The following is a 16,252-nucleotide window of genomic DNA, read 5'->3' as shown; positions in this document are numbered from 1 at the left end:
TATGAGCACCACATCTGCCGAGGCGCTCCACGCTGCCCTGGCAACCGTCATTGATCCCGAGCTCCGCCGCCCCATCACGGAGCTGGGGATGGTGGAATCGGTGACTTCCGACGACGCGGGCGCCGTCCACGTGGCTGTCCTGCTGACCATTGCCGGGTGCCCGCTGCGCGAGACCATCACGGAAGACGCCACGGCGGCGTTGTCCAGTGTGCCCGGCGTGACCGCCGTGGACGTGGAACTGAAGGTCATGACGCCGGCCCAACGCGATGCACTCAAGGAACAACTCCGCGGGCCCGGAGGCCAACGCGGCATACCCTTCACCAAGCCGGGTTCGTTGACCAAGATATACGCCGTAGCGAGCGGAAAGGGCGGAGTGGGCAAGTCGTCCGTCACCGTCAACCTCGCCTGTTCACTGGCCGCCCAGGGCCTCCGGGTGGGCATCGTGGACGCCGACGTGCACGGATTCTCGGTACCGGCCCTCATGGGGATCACGCAAAAGCCCACGCAGGTGGACGACATGATCCTGCCCCCTGTGGCTTACGGCGTAAAGGTCATCTCCATTGGCATGTTCGTCGCAGGCAACCAGCCGGTGGCATGGCGCGGTCCCATGCTGCACCGCGCCCTGGAGCAGTTCCTCACCGACGTCTACTTTGGTGACCTCGATGCCCTGTTCCTTGACCTGCCTCCCGGCACGGGCGACATCGCCATTTCGGTGGCACAGTTGTTGCCGAACGCAGAGATCCTGGTGGTGACCACGCCGCAGGCGGCTGCCGCGGATGTTGCTGAACGGGCAGGTACCATCGCCACGCAGACGGGACAGAAAGTCGCCGGCGTTATCGAGAACATGTCATTCCTGGAAATGCCCGACGGCGGCCGGATGGAATTGTTCGGAAGTGGCGGAGGCGCCATCCTGGCTGAGCGGCTGAGCGCTGCCGTGGGCAGCGATGTGCCGCTCCTGGGCCAGATTCCTTTGGACATCCGTCTGCGGGAGGGTGGAGATGCCGGCAAGCCCGTAGTCTTGGCAGCTCCCGAAACTCCCGCTGCGAAGGCCATGGAGGCGGTTGCCTCGGCCTTGGCCTCACGGCCTCGTGGACTGTCAGGCCTGCCGCTGGGAATTCAGCCGCGCTGACGCCCGCCGCGCAATTACGGCAGCCGGGTAACCCGGATCAGGTGGCTTCGGAGTCGAAGGGCGCTGCTTCACCCTCGGCGAGCCTCTCAATGACCCGGACAGGGGCCTTCGGCTTGGTCTCTGCCGACTCAGCGGCGGCGGCAGTCGCCACAGCGGCGGGCGCTCCCGCGCTCACCGGCTTGGTGTCGTCGTCGAGAAGTGCGTCCTTGATGATACGCCGGGGATCGTATTGGCGGGGATCGTATTTCTTCCAGTCGACCTCATCAATATCGATGCCGACTTCTTCTTTGATCTGTTCGCGGGCACCCGACGCCATTCGGCGGACTTCCTTGACCAGGTTTGCGAGCTTTTGAGTGTATTCGGGCAACCGGCTGGGACCGATGACGAGTACGCCGATAATCAGAAGGAGTATGAACTCCGGGCCGTTGATTCCAAACACGCTACGAAGATTACCTTGTCTGTGGTGTCGCTCATAAACCGGCGGGACGGAGAAGGGTCTGGAGCCCGCGCAGTACTCTCCCGTACCACGCCTCCGAGCCTTCGTTGGATGGTACAAGGGTCATGGACTCGCCTGCCCGGACAATTTCGGGGACGGCATCATCCGCAGTTTCCGCGGGGAGGTCCGAAGCGTAGCTGATCACGGCCGCCGGCATCGAGTAGACAGCCTTCCACGGCACTCCCTGCGTAACGGAAAGCTGTGCGGACGAAGATCGTCCACGCCCTGAGTGATCCGACGGGAGGTGCTCTTCCACAATGGTCGCGTAATGCCCGCCACTTTCGAGCCTGAGTTCCACCGCCGGGTGGCCATTGCGCATGGTCGCCTGGGCGGACACCACCTGGAAGCCCATCCCGGTCAGTTCGGGGCAGGCCCACCCGTCTTCCCGCAGCTCCTCCAGCTGGGCAGCAGTCAGGCTGACTGTACTGCCGGCCCGGAAAGCGGGTCCCACTGTGGTGTCGGCCGGGGTGCCCGTCCACGCGCCGGCGAGTGCCCCAATCTCGCTCGCTCCGGCGCGGACATCCGGTTCACCATCACCGGCGATGACATAGGCCGAGGCTGCAATAGCCCCGGCGCTGAGGGTCAGCGTGCCTGCCGCAACGCCTGCAACGCGAAGCCCCCGCCATAGCCCGTTATGGGATGGCTGGGGAGAGAACGGCGGGTCCGGCTCTTTGGCCAGTCTTTCGGTGTGCTGGATCAACCGCGAGGCGAGGTCCTGGCTCGCTTCGGGCACAGATGCACCACGCAGGCGTTCAAGATACTGCCGCTCCCGGTGCAAGGCGTTACGGCATTCTGCGCAGACCTGCAGATGTTCCGGGAGGCGCGTATGGCGCAGGGCAACCAATGTGCGCCGGGACAAGGCTCCCGGACGAAGTGGACGTCGAGGCATCGACGACCTAAAGAATGCTTGCGATGCGGGGCATCTTCAGGCGCGGCTTGCGGGCATCCGCTGGACGGGGGTCACGGTGGGCAAGTTTCTCGCGAAGCATGGTCCTGCCGCGGTGGATACGGGACCTGACGGTGCCCAGCTTAACGCCGAGCGCCTCTGCCACTTCGTCGTATGAAAGGCCCTCAAGGTCACACAGCACGACAGCGGCCCGGAAGTCAGGCGGAAGTTCCTCCAGCGCGCGCTGGACATCGAGGTCAAGATTGTTGTGCTCGAAGCTCTGCTCAGGACCGGGCTCCCGGCCGGGGAGCCGGGACTCAGCATCCTCAGCGAGCGCGTCGAAGCGGATCCGGCTCTTGCGACGGGCCTGGTCCAGGAACAGGTTGGTGGTGATGCGGTGCAGCCAGCCGTCCAAGGTTCCCGGTTTGAAGTTTTCCAGCGAACGGAACACCCGGACAAAAACTTCCTGGGTGAGGTCCTCGGCGTCGAACTTGTTGCCGGTCAGGCGATAGGCGAGGCGGTATACCTTGGCGGAGTGGTTGGCGACCACTTCCTCCCAGCTGGGCATGACCCAATCAGCAACAGCCTCAGTGCTTTCCAATGTTTGGACTGGCGCAGCATGCGATGCCGGCATCGTCCACTCCCCTCAAACTGTGGTTCACCGAGTCTTCGGTGCCGTCCACCTCATGGATGACCGGAGCAATATCATCCCAAGGTTGTCTGGGAATTTCCTGACTGGAGCGCTTTTTCTCCGCAAGGCTGAATGCGTCTTTGGACACAGCTGCCGGGCAGCTGTGCAACAGCGGGGATACGGGGCCGGACACAGTAGTCTGGTAGAAACACCCCTACCCGCGGAAAGCGAACCCTTCATGAGTGCCGACAAGTCAAGCAGCTGGTCCTACGCAGAAGATCTGCCAGCTGAGGATGACGTCTTGTTGCGCGCCCGGGAGCGGTCTTTCGAGCTTGGAGTCACGCCCATCAGCGCCGGCGTGGGTGCCGTACTGACAGTGCTGGCTGCGGCTTCCAAGGCACAAACCGTGGTTGAGGTCGGATCGGGTGCCGGAGTGTCTGGTGTGTGCCTGCTGCGTGGACTGAGTCCGCAGGCAGTCCTGACCACCATTGACGTGGACGTCGAACACCTCAAGGCTGCGCGGGAAGCATTCCTGGAATCCGGCAGCCCAGCCAACCGCACACGAACCATTTCGGGGCGGGCGGCAGACGTCCTGCCCCGCCTGACCGACTCCGCGTACGATCTCGTCTTTATCGACGCCGACAAGCCGAACTTTCCCAAGTACGTGGAACAGGCGATCCGCCTGCTCAAGTCCGGCGGAACGCTGGTCATCAACGACGCCCTGGACAAGGACCGCGTAGCCAACCCGGCAGCGCGGGACTCCACAACAGTCGTGTTGCGTCAGATTGGCAAGGCAATTCGCGACGACGAACGGCTGGCTTCGGCGATGCTGCCCACCGGCGACGGGCTATTGGTAGCTGTCAAGAAGTAGGCTGCCCGTTCATCTTTTGGGCGTGCCCCAAATGGGCCGCTAATGGGCTGTGTCCTTAAACAAAAGCAGGGCCCCGGCTCCCGCCGGGCCCTGCTCCGTAATTCTATTCGGTCACACCTACGAGGCATTCCTTGAGGTTTTCCGCTTCGGCGGCATTGAGCTCGACCACAAGTCGTCCTCCGCCTTCGAGCGGCACACGCATGATAAGGCTGCGTCCCTCTTTGGTAACTTCCATAGGGCCGTCGCCAGTACGTGGTTTCATAGCCGCCATTAGGAAAATCCCCTCCATTTGTCCCAAGTCACGCCCAACCCGGCCGGGCTGGATCCGCGTCGCAATTGCAGCCGGCGGCACCGCTTGGGAGGCCGCCTTGGCCGGGCACTTTTAGGTGCTTTGTCCTTGCTCGTAGTCCATTATCCCGTACTTACCCGTCCGTAGCGAAATCAACTGCGCATTTGTGCGGTCTTTGTACATATTGCCGTTCCCCGGCAAAGCTCCACGTCAGGGCGGATAGTCGCCACCGCCGGGCAAAGGAGCCCATGCCCACAGCCATACCACCCAGACAATCTGGAGCAGGACAAACATAGCCACCACTGTCCCCCGGTACGCCTTGGATTTGGACAACAGGACTGCACCGAGCGCCAACGGGAACAGCGGCAGCAGCATCCTGAAGGTGCTCGTCTGGGGATGCAGGAACACCAGCAAGTAACCCATGTAGCAGGCACACCACAGCCGAAGTTCCGTGCCGATGGCCCTCACGGGCTTGGAGATCATGACCAGCACAAAGAGGGCCGTGAAGACGAAGGGCGCCAGCACTCCGAGAACCGGACCGAACAGCATCCGGCCGGTGTCGAACCACGGCTTGAACGGCACCAGGTCGTGTCCGCGCCAGGCAGTTTCGGTTCGTGTGTAAGCTGCCGGGTCCCCCGTCACTGCCCAGGCGATAGCCGGCCAGGCAAGAGCACCGAGGCCTGTAACGACCACCAGGGCCGCCAACGACAACAGGCTGCGCGTCGATGTGTGAGCAGATGCACCCCCACCCCCAACAACCGGCGTCAATGTCGTCGAACGTAACCGCTGCCAGAGCCGGTACAGGAGGAGCAGCCCCACCATGGCAGCAAACGGCACTCCAGTGGGCCTCGACAGGCACATCAGGAGCACTACGGGGATGGCGGCAAGGTAATGGCGCCGGACCACGAGCAACAACGAGGAAGACAACAGCAGCAGATTCAGGGATTCGGCATATGGGACCTGGAGAATCGCGGACACCGGAAACGTGGAAACGAAGATGACGCCCCACATGGCTTCGCGCCTGCCCGCGAACTCCCGGAAGAGCTTGAAAATCACCAAGGCTGCGCCCAGGCCGGCCATCATGGCGATCAGGGTGAGGGCGGGCAGGGTCCCTATTCCTGTGATGGCAGAAAGACCGCGGCCCAGGAGGGGAAACAGGGCGTAGAAAGCCCAGGCGTTCTCCTTGACCACGCCGTTCGCATCCACCGGGAGGTCTGCAGGGTAGCCGTTGTCGGCGGCTTCCTGGTACCACCGTCCGTCCCATATGGTGACGAAGTTCCAGTAGTCCGGAGCAGGCGGGAACCAGGGGTTGGTCCCCTGGTGAATCGCGGCAGCCATAAAGATACAGGCGCTGACCAGCCTGGCCACGACGAAGACCAAGGAAACCTGCAGCCACCACGGCCACCCGGCCATTCTTGAACCAGCAGCTGAGAACGCATGTGAAATCCGGGCCGTGGGTCCTTGTCCATCCCGGGTCGGAGCCTGTTGGCTCACAGTTGGGTCCGGCTGGTTTCGTCGTCGCCCAGTGGATGCTGTGCCAGCGCACCGAGTCTTTCGATCTCACGGTCCTTGGCCCGCAGCTGGTCCCGGAGCTCGTCCAGGACCTGGTCAACCTGATCCATCCGATATCCCCTCAGCCCCAGGGCGAAACGCAGGGAATCGACGTCGGACGGCTTGGCCTCGGACGGAAGCACCACCGGGGGCAGGTTGGGCACGGGGTCGTCAAGGCCCGCTCCGATCGAGCGCCCCCGAACGATTCCGGCTCCGAGGTACAGCGCCGCACCGATGAGGACAATCGCGAGAAACACCAGGAAAAAGCTCACATGGTCCATCGTGCCAGAAACGCTCCCTTATTCCGGGCGTTGGTTTCCGTTGGGGGCCGGTGGAAGTGGCGTTCCGTGCAGGACGCGGTGCACTGCGTCTGCGGGGTCATCCACCAACTGGATCAGGTCGAGGTCCTTCTCCGAAACCATTCCCTCGGCCACGAGCGTTTCCCGGATCCATTCGATCATCGGGCCCCAGAACCTAACGCCCAGCAGCACAATGGGGAAGGACGTCACCTTGCGGGTCTGAACCAAAACCATGGCTTCGAAGAGCTCGTCAAGTGTGCCCAGCCCGCCAGGAAGGACAACAAAGCCCTGGGCGTATTTGACGAACATGGTCTTACGGGCGAAGAAGTACCTGAAGTTGATGCCCAGGTCCACCCACTGGTTGAGGCCCTGCTCGAACGGCAATTCAATGCCGAGACCCACGGAGACTCCATTGCCTTCCACGGCACCTTTGTTTGCCGCTTCCATGGAACCAGGCCCGCCGCCCGTGATCACCGCGACGCCCGCTTCGGCAAGTTTGCGACCAACATCCACGGCCATCTCGTAGTACTCGGTTCCCGGCTTTGTACGTGCGGAACCGAACACGCTGACAGCCGGGCCCAGGTCAGCAAGGGCCCCGAAGCCCTCCACAAATTCGCTCTGAATCCTCAGGACACGCCACGGATCGGTGTGAATGAACTGTCCGGCACCACTCGTATCCAGCAAATGCTGGTCCGACATGCCCGTATCCGCTTGTTTGCGCCGAAGCTCCAGGGAGCCTTTGTGCTTGGCCGGGGCAATCTCCGAAGGTAAAGGCACATGGGCCGCCTTGACGTGGCCGTTGGCATCGGAGTGGGGTACTGGGTGCTGGCTGATGCTCATTGCCCAAGGCTAGCGCCTATGGGTGCCTGCTCTGTCGCCGCGACCCGCTTCTTGCATTGCAGTCTGGTATATCGCTGTGGGGCAGGTTTCTGTTCAGTCACGATCTTCAGGAAGTTGCCGTGACCGTGGTCATATTTGCTTCTTTGTTCGCTAGATTCGTCGTATGACTACTCAAGCGTCCGGCGATGCCCTCGTCTCCCTGAATGGCGTCAACAAGCACTACGGTCAATTGCACGTCCTCAAGGACATTAACCTTCAGGTCAAGAAGGGTGAAGTGGTGGTGGTTATCGGGCCTTCCGGTTCCGGTAAGTCCACGTTGTGCCGTGCGATCAACCGTTTGGAAACGATCGACGACGGCGATATCGCCATCGACGGCAAGAAGCTTCCAGAAGAAGGCAAGGATCTCGCGCACCTTCGTGCCGACGTCGGAATGGTCTTCCAGTCTTTCAACCTTTTTGCCCACAAGACGATTCTTGAGAATGTCACGCTGGGACCCATCAAGGTCAAGAAAGTCGCCAAGGCTGCGGCGGACAAGGAAGCCATGGCTCTCCTTGAGCGCGTCGGTGTTGGGCATCAGGCACCGAAGCTGCCCGCCCAACTCTCCGGTGGCCAGCAGCAGCGTGTGGCAATTGCCAGGGCCCTCGCCATGAAGCCCAAGGTCATGCTTTTCGACGAGCCCACGTCCGCGCTTGACCCCGAGATGATCAACGAAGTACTGGACGTCATGATCCAGCTGGCCAAGGAGGGCATGACCATGATCGTGGTCACCCACGAGATGGGCTTTGCCCGCAAGGCTGCTGACCGTGTGGTGTTCATGGCTGACGGCCAGATCGTGGAAGACGCAACTCCCGAGGAATTCTTCACCAACCCGAAGAGCACCCGTGCCAAGGACTTCCTGTCCAAGCTTTTGACCCACTAGCTCCTTATCGCCCGCACCCCAGGCCGTAAAGACCTCACCCAGGCCGAACGACGGCCAACCTAAGAAAGGAATGTCATGAAGGCTTTCATTACCCGGAGGAAGTCGCTGCTGGTGGCCGCTTCTGCCGTGCTCGCCCTCTCGCTGAGCGCATGTGGCGGCAGCGGCACCACCTCTACCCCTGTGGCCTCGGCGAGCTTCGAAGCCGGCACCACGATGGAGAAGCTGAACAAAGCCCAGAAGATCACCATCGGCACCAAGTTTGACCAGCCCCTGTTCGGCCAGAAGGGCCTTGACGGCAAGCCTGTCGGTTTCGACGTCGAAATGGGCAAGGCAATCGCCGCCAAGCTGGGTATTCCTGCCGACAAGATCGAATGGGTAGAGACCGTCTCCCAGAACCGTGAATCGTTCATTGAGCAGGGTCGCGTTGATCTGGTCATCGCCACCTACACCATCAACGACGCCCGCAAGGAGAAGGTTGCCTTCGCCGGACCTTACTACGAAGCCGGCCAGGCCCTGCTGGTGAACAAGGACGACAACTCCATCACCAAGCCTGAAGACGTCTCCGGCAAGAAGGTCTGCTCCGTGACGGGCTCCACCCCGGCAAAGACCATCGCAGAGAAGTACGGCGCAGAGGTTGTTCCGGCCGCCACCTACACCGCTTGCCTGGAGCCGCTGCGCAACAAGCAGGTAGTTGCAGTAACCACGGATAACGTGATCCTCGCCGGCTACGTGGACAAGGAACCGGACGCCTTCAAGCTCGCCTCGGACGAGACCTTCACCAAGGAGCCTTACGGCATCGGCCTGAAGAAGGACGACACCGTCTTCCGCAACTGGATCAACGATCAGCTCGAAGCATTCCAGAAGGACGGCGAATACAAGAAGGCTTGGGAAGCCACCGCAGGCAAGGTCATCAAGACCACTCCTGAACTTCCTGCGATCAACCGCTACTAGTCGGGATCCGTTAGCTGCCGCCGCCCCTTCCGGACGGCGGCAGTTGACCACTCCAGGACCCTGTTCCCTGATTAGCTGCAGTCAAAGGAAGCCATGGACGCCGTCATAGCAAGCCTCCCCGAATACTGGGACGGATTTCTCCGAACCCTTTATCTCTCCGTAATTTCAGGAATCATTGCCCTCATTGTCGGCACACTCCTGGCGGCCATGAGGGTTTCCCCCGTGGCTGCACTCCGCGGTTTCAGCATGTTCTATGTTGAAGTCGCCCGTAACACCCCGTTGACCATCATTTTCTTCTTCGCAGCCATCGTTCTCCCCCGGCTGGGCGTCAAATTCGAGCAATTCGAAGTCGCCGCCATCATCGCGCTGAGCAGCTACACGGCAGCCTTCATCGCCGAAGCAGTCCGTTCCGGTGTCAACAGCGTGCCGGTGGGCCAAGCAGAAGCTGCCCGCAGTATCGGCATGACATTCACCCAGGTCCTGGGCTTCATTGTGCTTCCCCAGGCCGTCCGAACCGTCATACCTCCTTTGATCAATATCCTGATCGCCTTGGTCAAGAACTCTTCGGTAGCCGGCGCGTTCTTCGTCCTCGAGCTGTTCGGCTACGGCCGCCAGCTCTCCAACGACTACGGAGACCAAGTCCTCTGGATCCTGCTCGGGGTGGCCTTCTTCTACCTCCTGATCACGGTGCCTCTGGGTCTTCTGGCGCACTTTGTTGAACGAAAGGTGGCGATTGCCCGATGACTTCGGTCCTGTACGACGTCCCCGGGCCCAAAGCCCGCCTTTACTCGCTCCTGGGATCCGCAGCCGGAATCCTGATCATCCTCGGTGTCCTTGCCATTGCCGTCACAACTCTGGCTCAGCAGGGCATCTTCGACGCAGACCGCTGGGAGATCTTCTACGGCCCCATGGCCCCGGATGTCTGGAGCCTGATCGGCCAAGGCATTCTCTCCACGCTGGCTGCAGCTGCAGTCGCAGCAATCATTGCCTTCCCGTTGGGCATAGCCCTCTGCCTGCTGAGAATCTCCCTGATCGCCTGGATCCGTATTCCAACCCAGGTGGTCCTCGAGTTCCTCCGCGGCATGCCCGTGGTCCTCATGATGTTGTTCGTTCTGCTGGTTTTCGCAACCGGTCAGTTCCAAGCTGTAGTGGTGGGCCTAACGCTCTACAACGCCGCCATCTTCGCCGAAATCCTCCGTGCAGGCATCCAGTCCCTGCCGAAGGGACAACGTGAAGCCGGCCTGGCCATTGGCCTGCGGAGCTTCCAGTCGCGGATGTCCATCGAATTCCCGCAGGCCGTCCGCCGGATGCTGCCGTCGTTGATCGCCCAGCTGGTGGTCCTGCTCAAGGACACTTCCCTCGGGTACATCGTTGGCTACGAGGAACTTCTGCGGAAAATCCAGATCATGGCCGACTTCCTGGGCCCGGACTTCCTGTTCCCGGCCTTCTTCGTCGGTGCTGCGATCTACATCCTGATCAACCTGACCGTTTCACGGATCGCCATCCTGATCGAACGCCGTGGCTCCAAGAAGGCCGCTGGCGGCGTGGCTCCCCCCAGCCTCCGGACAGGGCTCGTGGTGGGCGGTAACGACCCCATCGCCAAGGACTCCGTCGAAGGCCCGAACAAGGCGTAGTCCTGCACCAAGCCAGAAGGTCCGCAGCCACCAGGCTGCGGACCTTCTTCTTTGTCTGCGTACGTCTTAGCCAGCCAGCCAGGTCCGCAGTGCGCGGAGGCACTCACGGATGGCATCGGCGTCGACGTGTTCGTTGTCCTTGTGCGCCAGCAGCGGGTCGCCTGGTCCGAAGTTCACCGCCGGAATGCCAAGTTCACTGAAACGCGCGACGTCGGTCCAACCGTATTTGGGCTTGGGCTCAGCGCCCACTGCGGCAACGAAGGACGCGGCGGCGGGGTGGTTGAGGCCCGGGCGCGCGCCCGCGGCAGCGTCTGTGCGGACGACGTCGAAGCCTTCCAGCAGCTCGCGGACGTGCGCTTCGGCTTGGTCCGGTGTCTTGTCCGGAGCGAAGCGGTAGTTGATCTCCACCACACAGCGGTCCGGGATGACGTTCCCGGCTGTGCCTCCATTGATTTTCACTGCGTTGAGGCTTTCGCGGTAGTCGAGGCCTTCCACGGAGATAGTGCGTGGCTCGTAGGCCGCTAGCCGGGCGAGGATGGTGGCCGCGGCATGGATCGCGTTAACGCCCATCCATGCTCGCGCAGAGTGAGCTGTTTCGCCGATGGTGGTGGCTTCGAAACGGCTGGTTCCGTTGCACCCGCCTTCCACCGTGCCGTTCGTAGGTTCCAGGAGGATGGCAAAATCGCCATTTAGCAAGTCGCCGTGATTGCGCACCAACCTGCCAAGGCCGCTCTTCACCGCCTCCACTTCCTCATGGTCGTAGAAGACAAAGGTGACGTCCTTGTCCGGCTCCCGGCCGTCGTCGAACAGCGTTGCCGCGAGGGCGAGCTGCACCGCGACGCCGCCTTTCATGTCGGTGGTCCCGCGGCCGTAGAGCACACCTTCGCCGGGAACGCCGGACTCCCAGGTAGCGGGTACTGTGCCCAACGATCCGTCAACCGTGGGCAGGGGAACAGTGTCCAAATGCCCTGCGAGGATGACGCGTTCAGCGCGGCCGAGTTCGGTTCGGGCGATGATGGCGTCACCATCCCGGACCACCGTGTAGGCGGGGATGGCACGCAATGCGGTCTCGACGGCGTCTGCCAGTTCGGTCTCGTTGCCGGAGACACTATTGAAGTCAATGATCGCGGCCGTCAGCAAGGCAACGTCCTGGCGCAGGTCAAGGAGGGCGGGAGCAGGGTTCAAGGTCACCCGTCCAGCCTAATCCCCGGAAACAACCACAAATGCGACTTCTACGGCATGAGACAGGTTTTAACCGACCTCTGCCTGCTGGATAGACTTGGCCCATGACTGAAACTGCTTCCTCTGCTGTGCCCGCAACCGCGCCTGCCAACCCCCGATCGGCTTATGGCTTCGGCCTCGCCACCATCGCCACCTCGGCTTCCGGGGAAGCAACCGTGCTGGACGTCTGGTACCCCGCACCCGCACTTGGTGTTGCGGCAGATACCCTGCGCGACGTTGAGAACGCCGATCCCGCGCTGACTGCACTGGCCAACGACGGCAAGGATGCCGATCGTGGCACGGAGCAGAAAGTGGTCTTCGCGCAGATCGACCTCGACGCCGCACCGGCAGACACTGCCGATGCCTACCTGCGCCTGCACCTGCTTTCCCACCGCCTGGTCAAGCCGAACAGCATCAACTTGGATGGCGTCTTCGGCAAGCTGCCCAACGTCGTGTGGACCAACTTTGGCCCGGCCGCCGTTGATGGTTTCGAACTGACCCGCGCCCGCTTGCGTAAGCGCGGCAACGTGGTGGTCTATGGAGTGGACAAGTTCCCGCGCATGGTCGACTACGTTGTCCCCACCGGCGTGCGGATAGCCGACGCCGACCGCGTCCGCTTGGGTGCGCACCTCGCCGAGGGCACCACCGTCATGCACGAAGGCTTCGTGAACTTCAACGCAGGCACCTTGGGCACCTCCATGGTGGAGGGCCGCATCTCGGCCGGCGTCGTGGCCGGCGACGGCACTGACGTTGGCGGCGGAGCGTCCATCATGGGCACGCTCTCCGGTGGCGGCAAGGAAAAGATCGCCCTGGGCGAGCGTGTTCTGCTCGGCGCCAACTCCGGCGTGGGCATCAGCATCGGTGATGACTCCGTAGTGGAGGCCGGCCTGTACGTCACCGCCGGTACCCGCGTCCGCGTTCCGGGTCCCAAGGACGAGAACGGCGAGGACACCAGCAAGATCATCAAGGCCGTGGAACTCTCCGGGGTCCCCAACCTGCTGTTCCGCCGCAACTCCACCACCGGCGGCGTGGAAGTCCTTCCGCGCAAGGGCCAGACGGTAGAGCTCAACGAGGCCCTTCACGCCAACTAGCAGGAGGACATTCGTGCGCCGGTTCCGCCGCGCCATCGTTGCGGTGCTGGCTTTGGCCCTCGTAGCAGGTGCCATCTACGCGATCGTTGCTGTGCTGCAGCGCTCCGAGACCTTGGTCACGGAGCGCTGTGTCGCCGTCGTGGGTTCAGACAGCCATCAGCTTGCCACGGACCAGACGGCGAACGCTTCGCTGATCTCCGCTATCTCCGTCCAACGTGGGCTGCCGCCCCGGGCGGCGAGCATAGCCCTTGCAACGGCCATGCAGGAATCCCGGCTCCGGAACATCAATTACGGCGATGAGGCGGGCCCCGACTCCCGTGGCCTGTTCCAGCAGAGGCCATCGCAAGGCTGGGGCACCGAGGCCCAAGTCATGGACCCTGTCTATGCAAGCAACGCGTTCTACGACGGGCTGGTCAAAGTGCCCGGTTTCGAGACCATGGAAATCACCCAGGCAGCCCAAGCTGTCCAACGGTCGGCCTTCCCCCGCGCCTACGCCCAGCACGAGGGCATGGGCCGCGCTTTCGCGTCGGCCCTTACAGGGCACTCTGAATCATCGCTGGACTGCGAATTGCGCATGCCCGACGCAGCAGGTGACCCTGCCGCCGTCGTGGATGAAATCACGACGGCGTTCGGCACCCAAGCGGCAACGGTGCAGGGCCGTACGGTCCAGCTGGACATCACGGGGACACAGGCGTGGGCAGTTGCCCACTGGGCCGTGGCGAATGCCAAGTCCTTGTCCATCACGCAGGTGGACGTAGGCGGACAGACGTGGAACCGCGAGAAGCGGAATGGGTGGCAGGCCTCGGCCGCACCTTCTGAAACGGTCACCGTTACGGTGTCGGCGCCCACCACCTAAGCACTGCTTCCCGACGTCGTTCAGGCGAGGATCTCCACCACCGGCTGGACGTAGCTGCGGAACACGTCGGGCTCGGACAGCAACCTGTGGCTCATAATCATGGTGCTGGGTTCCAGGTACCAGGCGCGGGGTTCGTTGAGGGGAAGCTCAATGATGGTGAGATCGAAGTCGCGTGAACTGCGGCCGACTTCCAGGAGCCGGTCTTCCACCATTTCGTTCAAGACATGAGTCACGCCGTTGGCTTCCCGTGCTGCCTCAAGATCGGCGTACTCGTCAATCCTGTCCGTGGCCCAGCCCAGGGCGGCGCCAAAGTGCGCCTGCAAGACCCGTTGAAGTGCAGGGGAATTTCCGAACGCCTTGAAGCTTGGTGGCGAGAGCTCATGAGCCGGGTTCGGATAGGACCTCACCAGCTTCTCCCACCATGCCTCCCACTCCGTCTTGAGGGCGTGGACACCGCCTACATCAGAGGTGAGGTGGGTGTGGTCTGCATGCCGAACTTTTGGTGCTGCGTGGGACAGACTCGGTTTACCGGCACCGTCCAGTCCCGCCACATCGCGCAGATACAGGGCAATGAGCATCGGCCCGGACGTGTCCATGGTGATGCGCCATCCCGGGCCGCCCGACTCATGCATCCGAATTCCTCCCTTGGCAGGTTCCCGACAACTCCCAGTCTATTCCCGTTAGGTCCCGACGGTAGTGGGGCGGACGCACTGCTTGGTAGAGGTGGCCATCAGCGGGCAGCAGGCACGCCGTCCAGCGATCGCAGATGCGCCGTGAGCACGTCGCTGCACATCTCGGCGGTCATCCACTCGGGCTGCAGCAGCGCGTGCATGCACAGGCCGTCCATGGTCGCCAGGAGCCGCTCGGCTTCAGTGACGAGTGTTTGCTGCGCGTCAGCTCCTCCGGGGCTCAGTAGCATGATCAAACGCCCGACGACGGCGGCTACTGTGCGGTGGCTGCGCTCGGCTTCGGCTGCCAGGACAGGTTTGATGCGGGCAGCGTGCCTGAACGCCATCCAAACGCAGGCGTCCACTGCGAGTTCCTCGTCCAAGGGCAGGAACTGGCCAAGGAGATTCAACACAGCGGCCTGCTGTTCGGGGCTGCCCGGAGACTCTTCTTCCACAACTGTCATGGCCGATTCCAACCGGCCGGCAATCCGGTCGATCACAGCGCCAAAGGAGAAAACCAGCAGTTCGTCGCTGCTGGCGAAATAGTGCCTTACGGATCCGACAGCCAGTCCTGCCTCGTCAGCTACTTCCCTGAGGGAGGCCCGCTCCAGGCCATCGCTGGCAATGATCCGGAATACAGCGTGGACAACGTCAAGGCGCCGGGCTTCGGCATCAACTATTTTGGGCACTAATAGTTTTTAGCACGAACGTGCTTCAACACCGCTCAACACAGAGCGGCGTGGCTCCGATTTCCGATAGCGTAGGAACCATGAAAATTCTTGTCACGGGTGGCACCGGCTACATCGGTTCCCACACCGTTTTGTCCCTTCAGGAAGCCGGCCACGACGTCGTCGTGCTTGACAACCTCGTGAACTCCAGCGAGGAATCCCTCCGCCGGGTCTCGGAGCTCACCGGCAAGACCGCCGCTTTCCATCAGGTGGACCTCGTGGACGAGCCCGCCGTGGAGGCCGTGTTCGACCAGCACCAGATCGACGCCGTCATCCACTTCGCGGGCCTGAAGGCCGTGGGCGAGTCCGTCCAGGAACCGCTCGCCTACTACTACAACAACATTGTGGGCACCCTGAACCTGCTCCGCGCCATGGACAAGCACAACGTGCGCTCCATCGTGTTCAGTTCTTCTGCCACGGTATATGGCGAGCACAACCCGATCCCCTACATCGAGAAGATGGAAATCGGCGCCAACAACCCTTACGGCCGCACCAAGGAACAGATCGAGGACATCCTCTCTGACCTGGGCAACGCGGACGACCGCTGGCATATCGCACTGCTGCGCTATTTCAACCCGGTGGGCGCCCACCCGTCCGGCCGCATCGGTGAGGACCCGCAGGGCATTCCGAACAACCTTGTCCCCTTCATCGCGCAGGTAGCCGTGGGACGCCGCGAAAAGCTCATGGTCTTTGGCGGCGACTACGACACCCCCGATGGAACCGCCCAGCGCGATTACATCCACGTGGTGGACCTGGCAGATGGGCACGTAGCAGCCCTGAACTACATCGCTGAGCGCGCTGGCGTCCGTCGCTGGAACCTCGGCTCCGGCCGCGGCTCCTCCGTCCTGGAAGTGCTGCGCTCCTTCGAGAAGGCCGTCGGCCAGCCCATTCCCTATGAGATCACCGGCCGCCGCGCCGGCGACCTTCCCGCCTTCTGGGCGGACGCTTCCTCCGCACTGGCTGACCTTGGATGGTCCACCACGAAGACCGTGGACCAGATGTGCGAGGACCACTGGCGCTGGCAGAAGAACAACCCCTTCGGGTACAACGCTGCTGCTGCGACTTCCGCAGCGAACAACGCTTAGGCGAGCAACGCCTCAGTCATTAACGACGGCGGGCGGCCCCCCCGCGCGGGGGGGGGGGGGGCCGGGGGGTGTGTGGGGATTGGCGGGGGGGAGGGGGGGGGGGTGTG

At 62.5% G+C, this 16,252-nt stretch carries 19 protein-coding genes; 9 read left to right on the top strand and 10 right to left on the bottom strand.

Features of this window, described 5'->3' with window-relative positions; all coding sequences use genetic code 11:
• The first annotated feature begins 1 nt into the window (after position 1).
• A complete protein-coding gene (locus N7568_RS11855) occupies positions 2 to 1,129 on the top strand; it encodes an Mrp/NBP35 family ATP-binding protein (RefSeq protein WP_261610033.1) in 1,128 nt (375 codons plus the stop codon).
• Positions 1,130 to 1,166: 37 nt separating this feature from the next.
• Here the strand turns inward: N7568_RS11855 and N7568_RS11850 are convergent, their stop codons facing one another.
• The 3 genes from N7568_RS11850 to sigE are packed head-to-tail and all read right to left on the bottom strand — an operon-like array spanning position 1,167 to position 3,145.
• Entirely contained in the window at positions 1,167 to 1,568 is a 402-nt protein-coding gene (locus N7568_RS11850) for a Sec-independent protein translocase TatB (protein WP_261610032.1), read from the bottom strand.
• Between the two features lie 31 nt (positions 1,569 to 1,599).
• Positions 1,600 to 2,484 (bottom strand): hypothetical protein, encoded by an 885-nt coding sequence (locus tag N7568_RS11845; protein WP_261610031.1) that lies wholly within the window; start codon positions 2,482 to 2,484, stop codon positions 1,600 to 1,602.
• Positions 2,485 to 2,521: 37 nt separating this feature from the next.
• Positions 2,522 to 3,145, bottom strand: coding sequence for an RNA polymerase sigma factor SigE (gene sigE / locus N7568_RS11840; protein ID WP_261610030.1), 624 nt, complete (start codon positions 3,143 to 3,145; stop codon positions 2,522 to 2,524).
• A 235-nt stretch (positions 3,146 to 3,380) separates the two neighbouring features.
• Here sigE and N7568_RS11835 point away from each other — a divergent pair, with 235 nt between their 5' ends.
• On the top strand, positions 3,381 to 4,013 hold the full coding sequence (locus tag N7568_RS11835; RefSeq protein WP_261610029.1) for an O-methyltransferase: 633 nt from the start codon (positions 3,381 to 3,383) through the stop codon (positions 4,011 to 4,013).
• A 103-nt stretch (positions 4,014 to 4,116) separates the two neighbouring features.
• On the opposite strand, the gene N7568_RS11830 is transcribed toward N7568_RS11835, so the two are convergent.
• From N7568_RS11830 to N7568_RS11815, 4 genes are all read right to left on the bottom strand, one after another.
• The gene (locus N7568_RS11830; protein ID WP_064721643.1) at positions 4,117 to 4,284 is read right to left on the bottom strand and encodes a DUF3117 domain-containing protein; all 168 of its coding nucleotides are present in this window, start codon (positions 4,282 to 4,284) and stop codon (positions 4,117 to 4,119) included.
• Between the two features lie 228 nt (positions 4,285 to 4,512).
• Positions 4,513 to 5,715 (bottom strand): hypothetical protein, encoded by a 1,203-nt coding sequence (locus N7568_RS11825; protein ID WP_261610028.1) that lies wholly within the window; start codon positions 5,713 to 5,715, stop codon positions 4,513 to 4,515.
• A 77-nt stretch (positions 5,716 to 5,792) separates the two neighbouring features.
• On the bottom strand, positions 5,793 to 6,134 hold the full coding sequence (locus N7568_RS11820) for a DivIVA domain-containing protein (protein ID WP_261610027.1): 342 nt from the start codon (positions 6,132 to 6,134) through the stop codon (positions 5,793 to 5,795).
• A gap of 18 nt (positions 6,135 to 6,152) precedes the next feature.
• Positions 6,153 to 6,992, bottom strand: a complete 840-nt coding sequence (locus N7568_RS11815) for a TIGR00730 family Rossman fold protein (protein WP_261610026.1) — start codon at positions 6,990 to 6,992, stop codon at positions 6,153 to 6,155.
• A 163-nt stretch (positions 6,993 to 7,155) separates the two neighbouring features.
• On the opposite strand from N7568_RS11815, the gene N7568_RS11810 reads away from it, so the two are divergent.
• The 4 genes from N7568_RS11810 (at position 7,156) to N7568_RS11795 (ending at position 10,496) form a co-directional block, all read left to right on the top strand.
• On the top strand, positions 7,156 to 7,911 hold the full coding sequence (locus N7568_RS11810) for an amino acid ABC transporter ATP-binding protein (protein WP_261610025.1): 756 nt from the start codon (positions 7,156 to 7,158) through the stop codon (positions 7,909 to 7,911).
• 75 nt (positions 7,912 to 7,986) lie between these two features.
• On the top strand, positions 7,987 to 8,862 hold the full coding sequence (locus tag N7568_RS11805) for a glutamate ABC transporter substrate-binding protein (RefSeq protein WP_231337911.1): 876 nt from the start codon (positions 7,987 to 7,989) through the stop codon (positions 8,860 to 8,862).
• Between the two features lie 93 nt (positions 8,863 to 8,955).
• Entirely contained in the window at positions 8,956 to 9,606 is a 651-nt protein-coding gene (locus tag N7568_RS11800) for an amino acid ABC transporter permease (protein ID WP_172322943.1), read from the top strand.
• Entirely contained in the window at positions 9,603 to 10,496 is an 894-nt protein-coding gene (locus N7568_RS11795) for an amino acid ABC transporter permease (RefSeq protein ID WP_231337910.1), read from the top strand. The genes N7568_RS11800 and N7568_RS11795 overlap by 4 nt, the downstream gene beginning before the upstream one ends.
• Positions 10,497 to 10,562: 66 nt before the next feature.
• Here N7568_RS11795 and dapE read toward each other — a convergent pair whose 3' ends face one another.
• A complete protein-coding gene (gene dapE, locus N7568_RS11790; protein WP_261610024.1) occupies positions 10,563 to 11,687 on the bottom strand; it encodes a succinyl-diaminopimelate desuccinylase in 1,125 nt (374 codons plus the stop codon).
• A gap of 95 nt (positions 11,688 to 11,782) precedes the next feature.
• Between dapE and dapD the strand changes: the two genes are divergently transcribed.
• Positions 11,783 to 12,808, top strand: a complete 1,026-nt coding sequence (gene dapD, locus N7568_RS11785; RefSeq protein WP_261610023.1) for a 2,3,4,5-tetrahydropyridine-2,6-dicarboxylate N-succinyltransferase — start codon at positions 11,783 to 11,785, stop codon at positions 12,806 to 12,808.
• A gap of 13 nt (positions 12,809 to 12,821) precedes the next feature.
• A complete protein-coding gene (locus N7568_RS11780) occupies positions 12,822 to 13,664 on the top strand; it encodes a hypothetical protein (RefSeq protein ID WP_261610022.1) in 843 nt (280 codons plus the stop codon).
• Positions 13,665 to 13,684: 20 nt separating this feature from the next.
• On the opposite strand, the gene N7568_RS11775 is transcribed toward N7568_RS11780, so the two are convergent.
• Both N7568_RS11775 and N7568_RS11770 read right to left on the bottom strand, forming a co-directional pair.
• Positions 13,685 to 14,296 (bottom strand): hypothetical protein, encoded by a 612-nt coding sequence (locus N7568_RS11775; RefSeq protein ID WP_261610021.1) that lies wholly within the window; start codon positions 14,294 to 14,296, stop codon positions 13,685 to 13,687.
• A gap of 98 nt (positions 14,297 to 14,394) precedes the next feature.
• Positions 14,395 to 15,021: a TetR/AcrR family transcriptional regulator gene (locus N7568_RS11770; RefSeq protein ID WP_261610020.1), complete on the bottom strand. Its 627-nt coding sequence runs from the start codon at positions 15,019 to 15,021 to the stop codon at positions 14,395 to 14,397.
• An 80-nt stretch (positions 15,022 to 15,101) separates the two neighbouring features.
• On the opposite strand from N7568_RS11770, the gene galE reads away from it, so the two are divergent.
• Positions 15,102 to 16,145 (top strand): UDP-glucose 4-epimerase GalE, encoded by a 1,044-nt coding sequence (gene galE / locus N7568_RS11765; protein WP_261610019.1) that lies wholly within the window; start codon positions 15,102 to 15,104, stop codon positions 16,143 to 16,145.
• Positions 16,146 to 16,252 lie beyond the last annotated feature (107 nt).

This window comes from Paenarthrobacter aurescens (genome assembly GCF_025421775.1).
GTDB classification, from domain to species: domain Bacteria; phylum Actinomycetota; class Actinomycetes; order Actinomycetales; family Micrococcaceae; genus Arthrobacter; species Arthrobacter aurescens_B.
The sequence above is the reverse complement of the archived record's forward strand: the minus strand, read 5'-3'. Positions and strand labels throughout refer to the sequence as shown.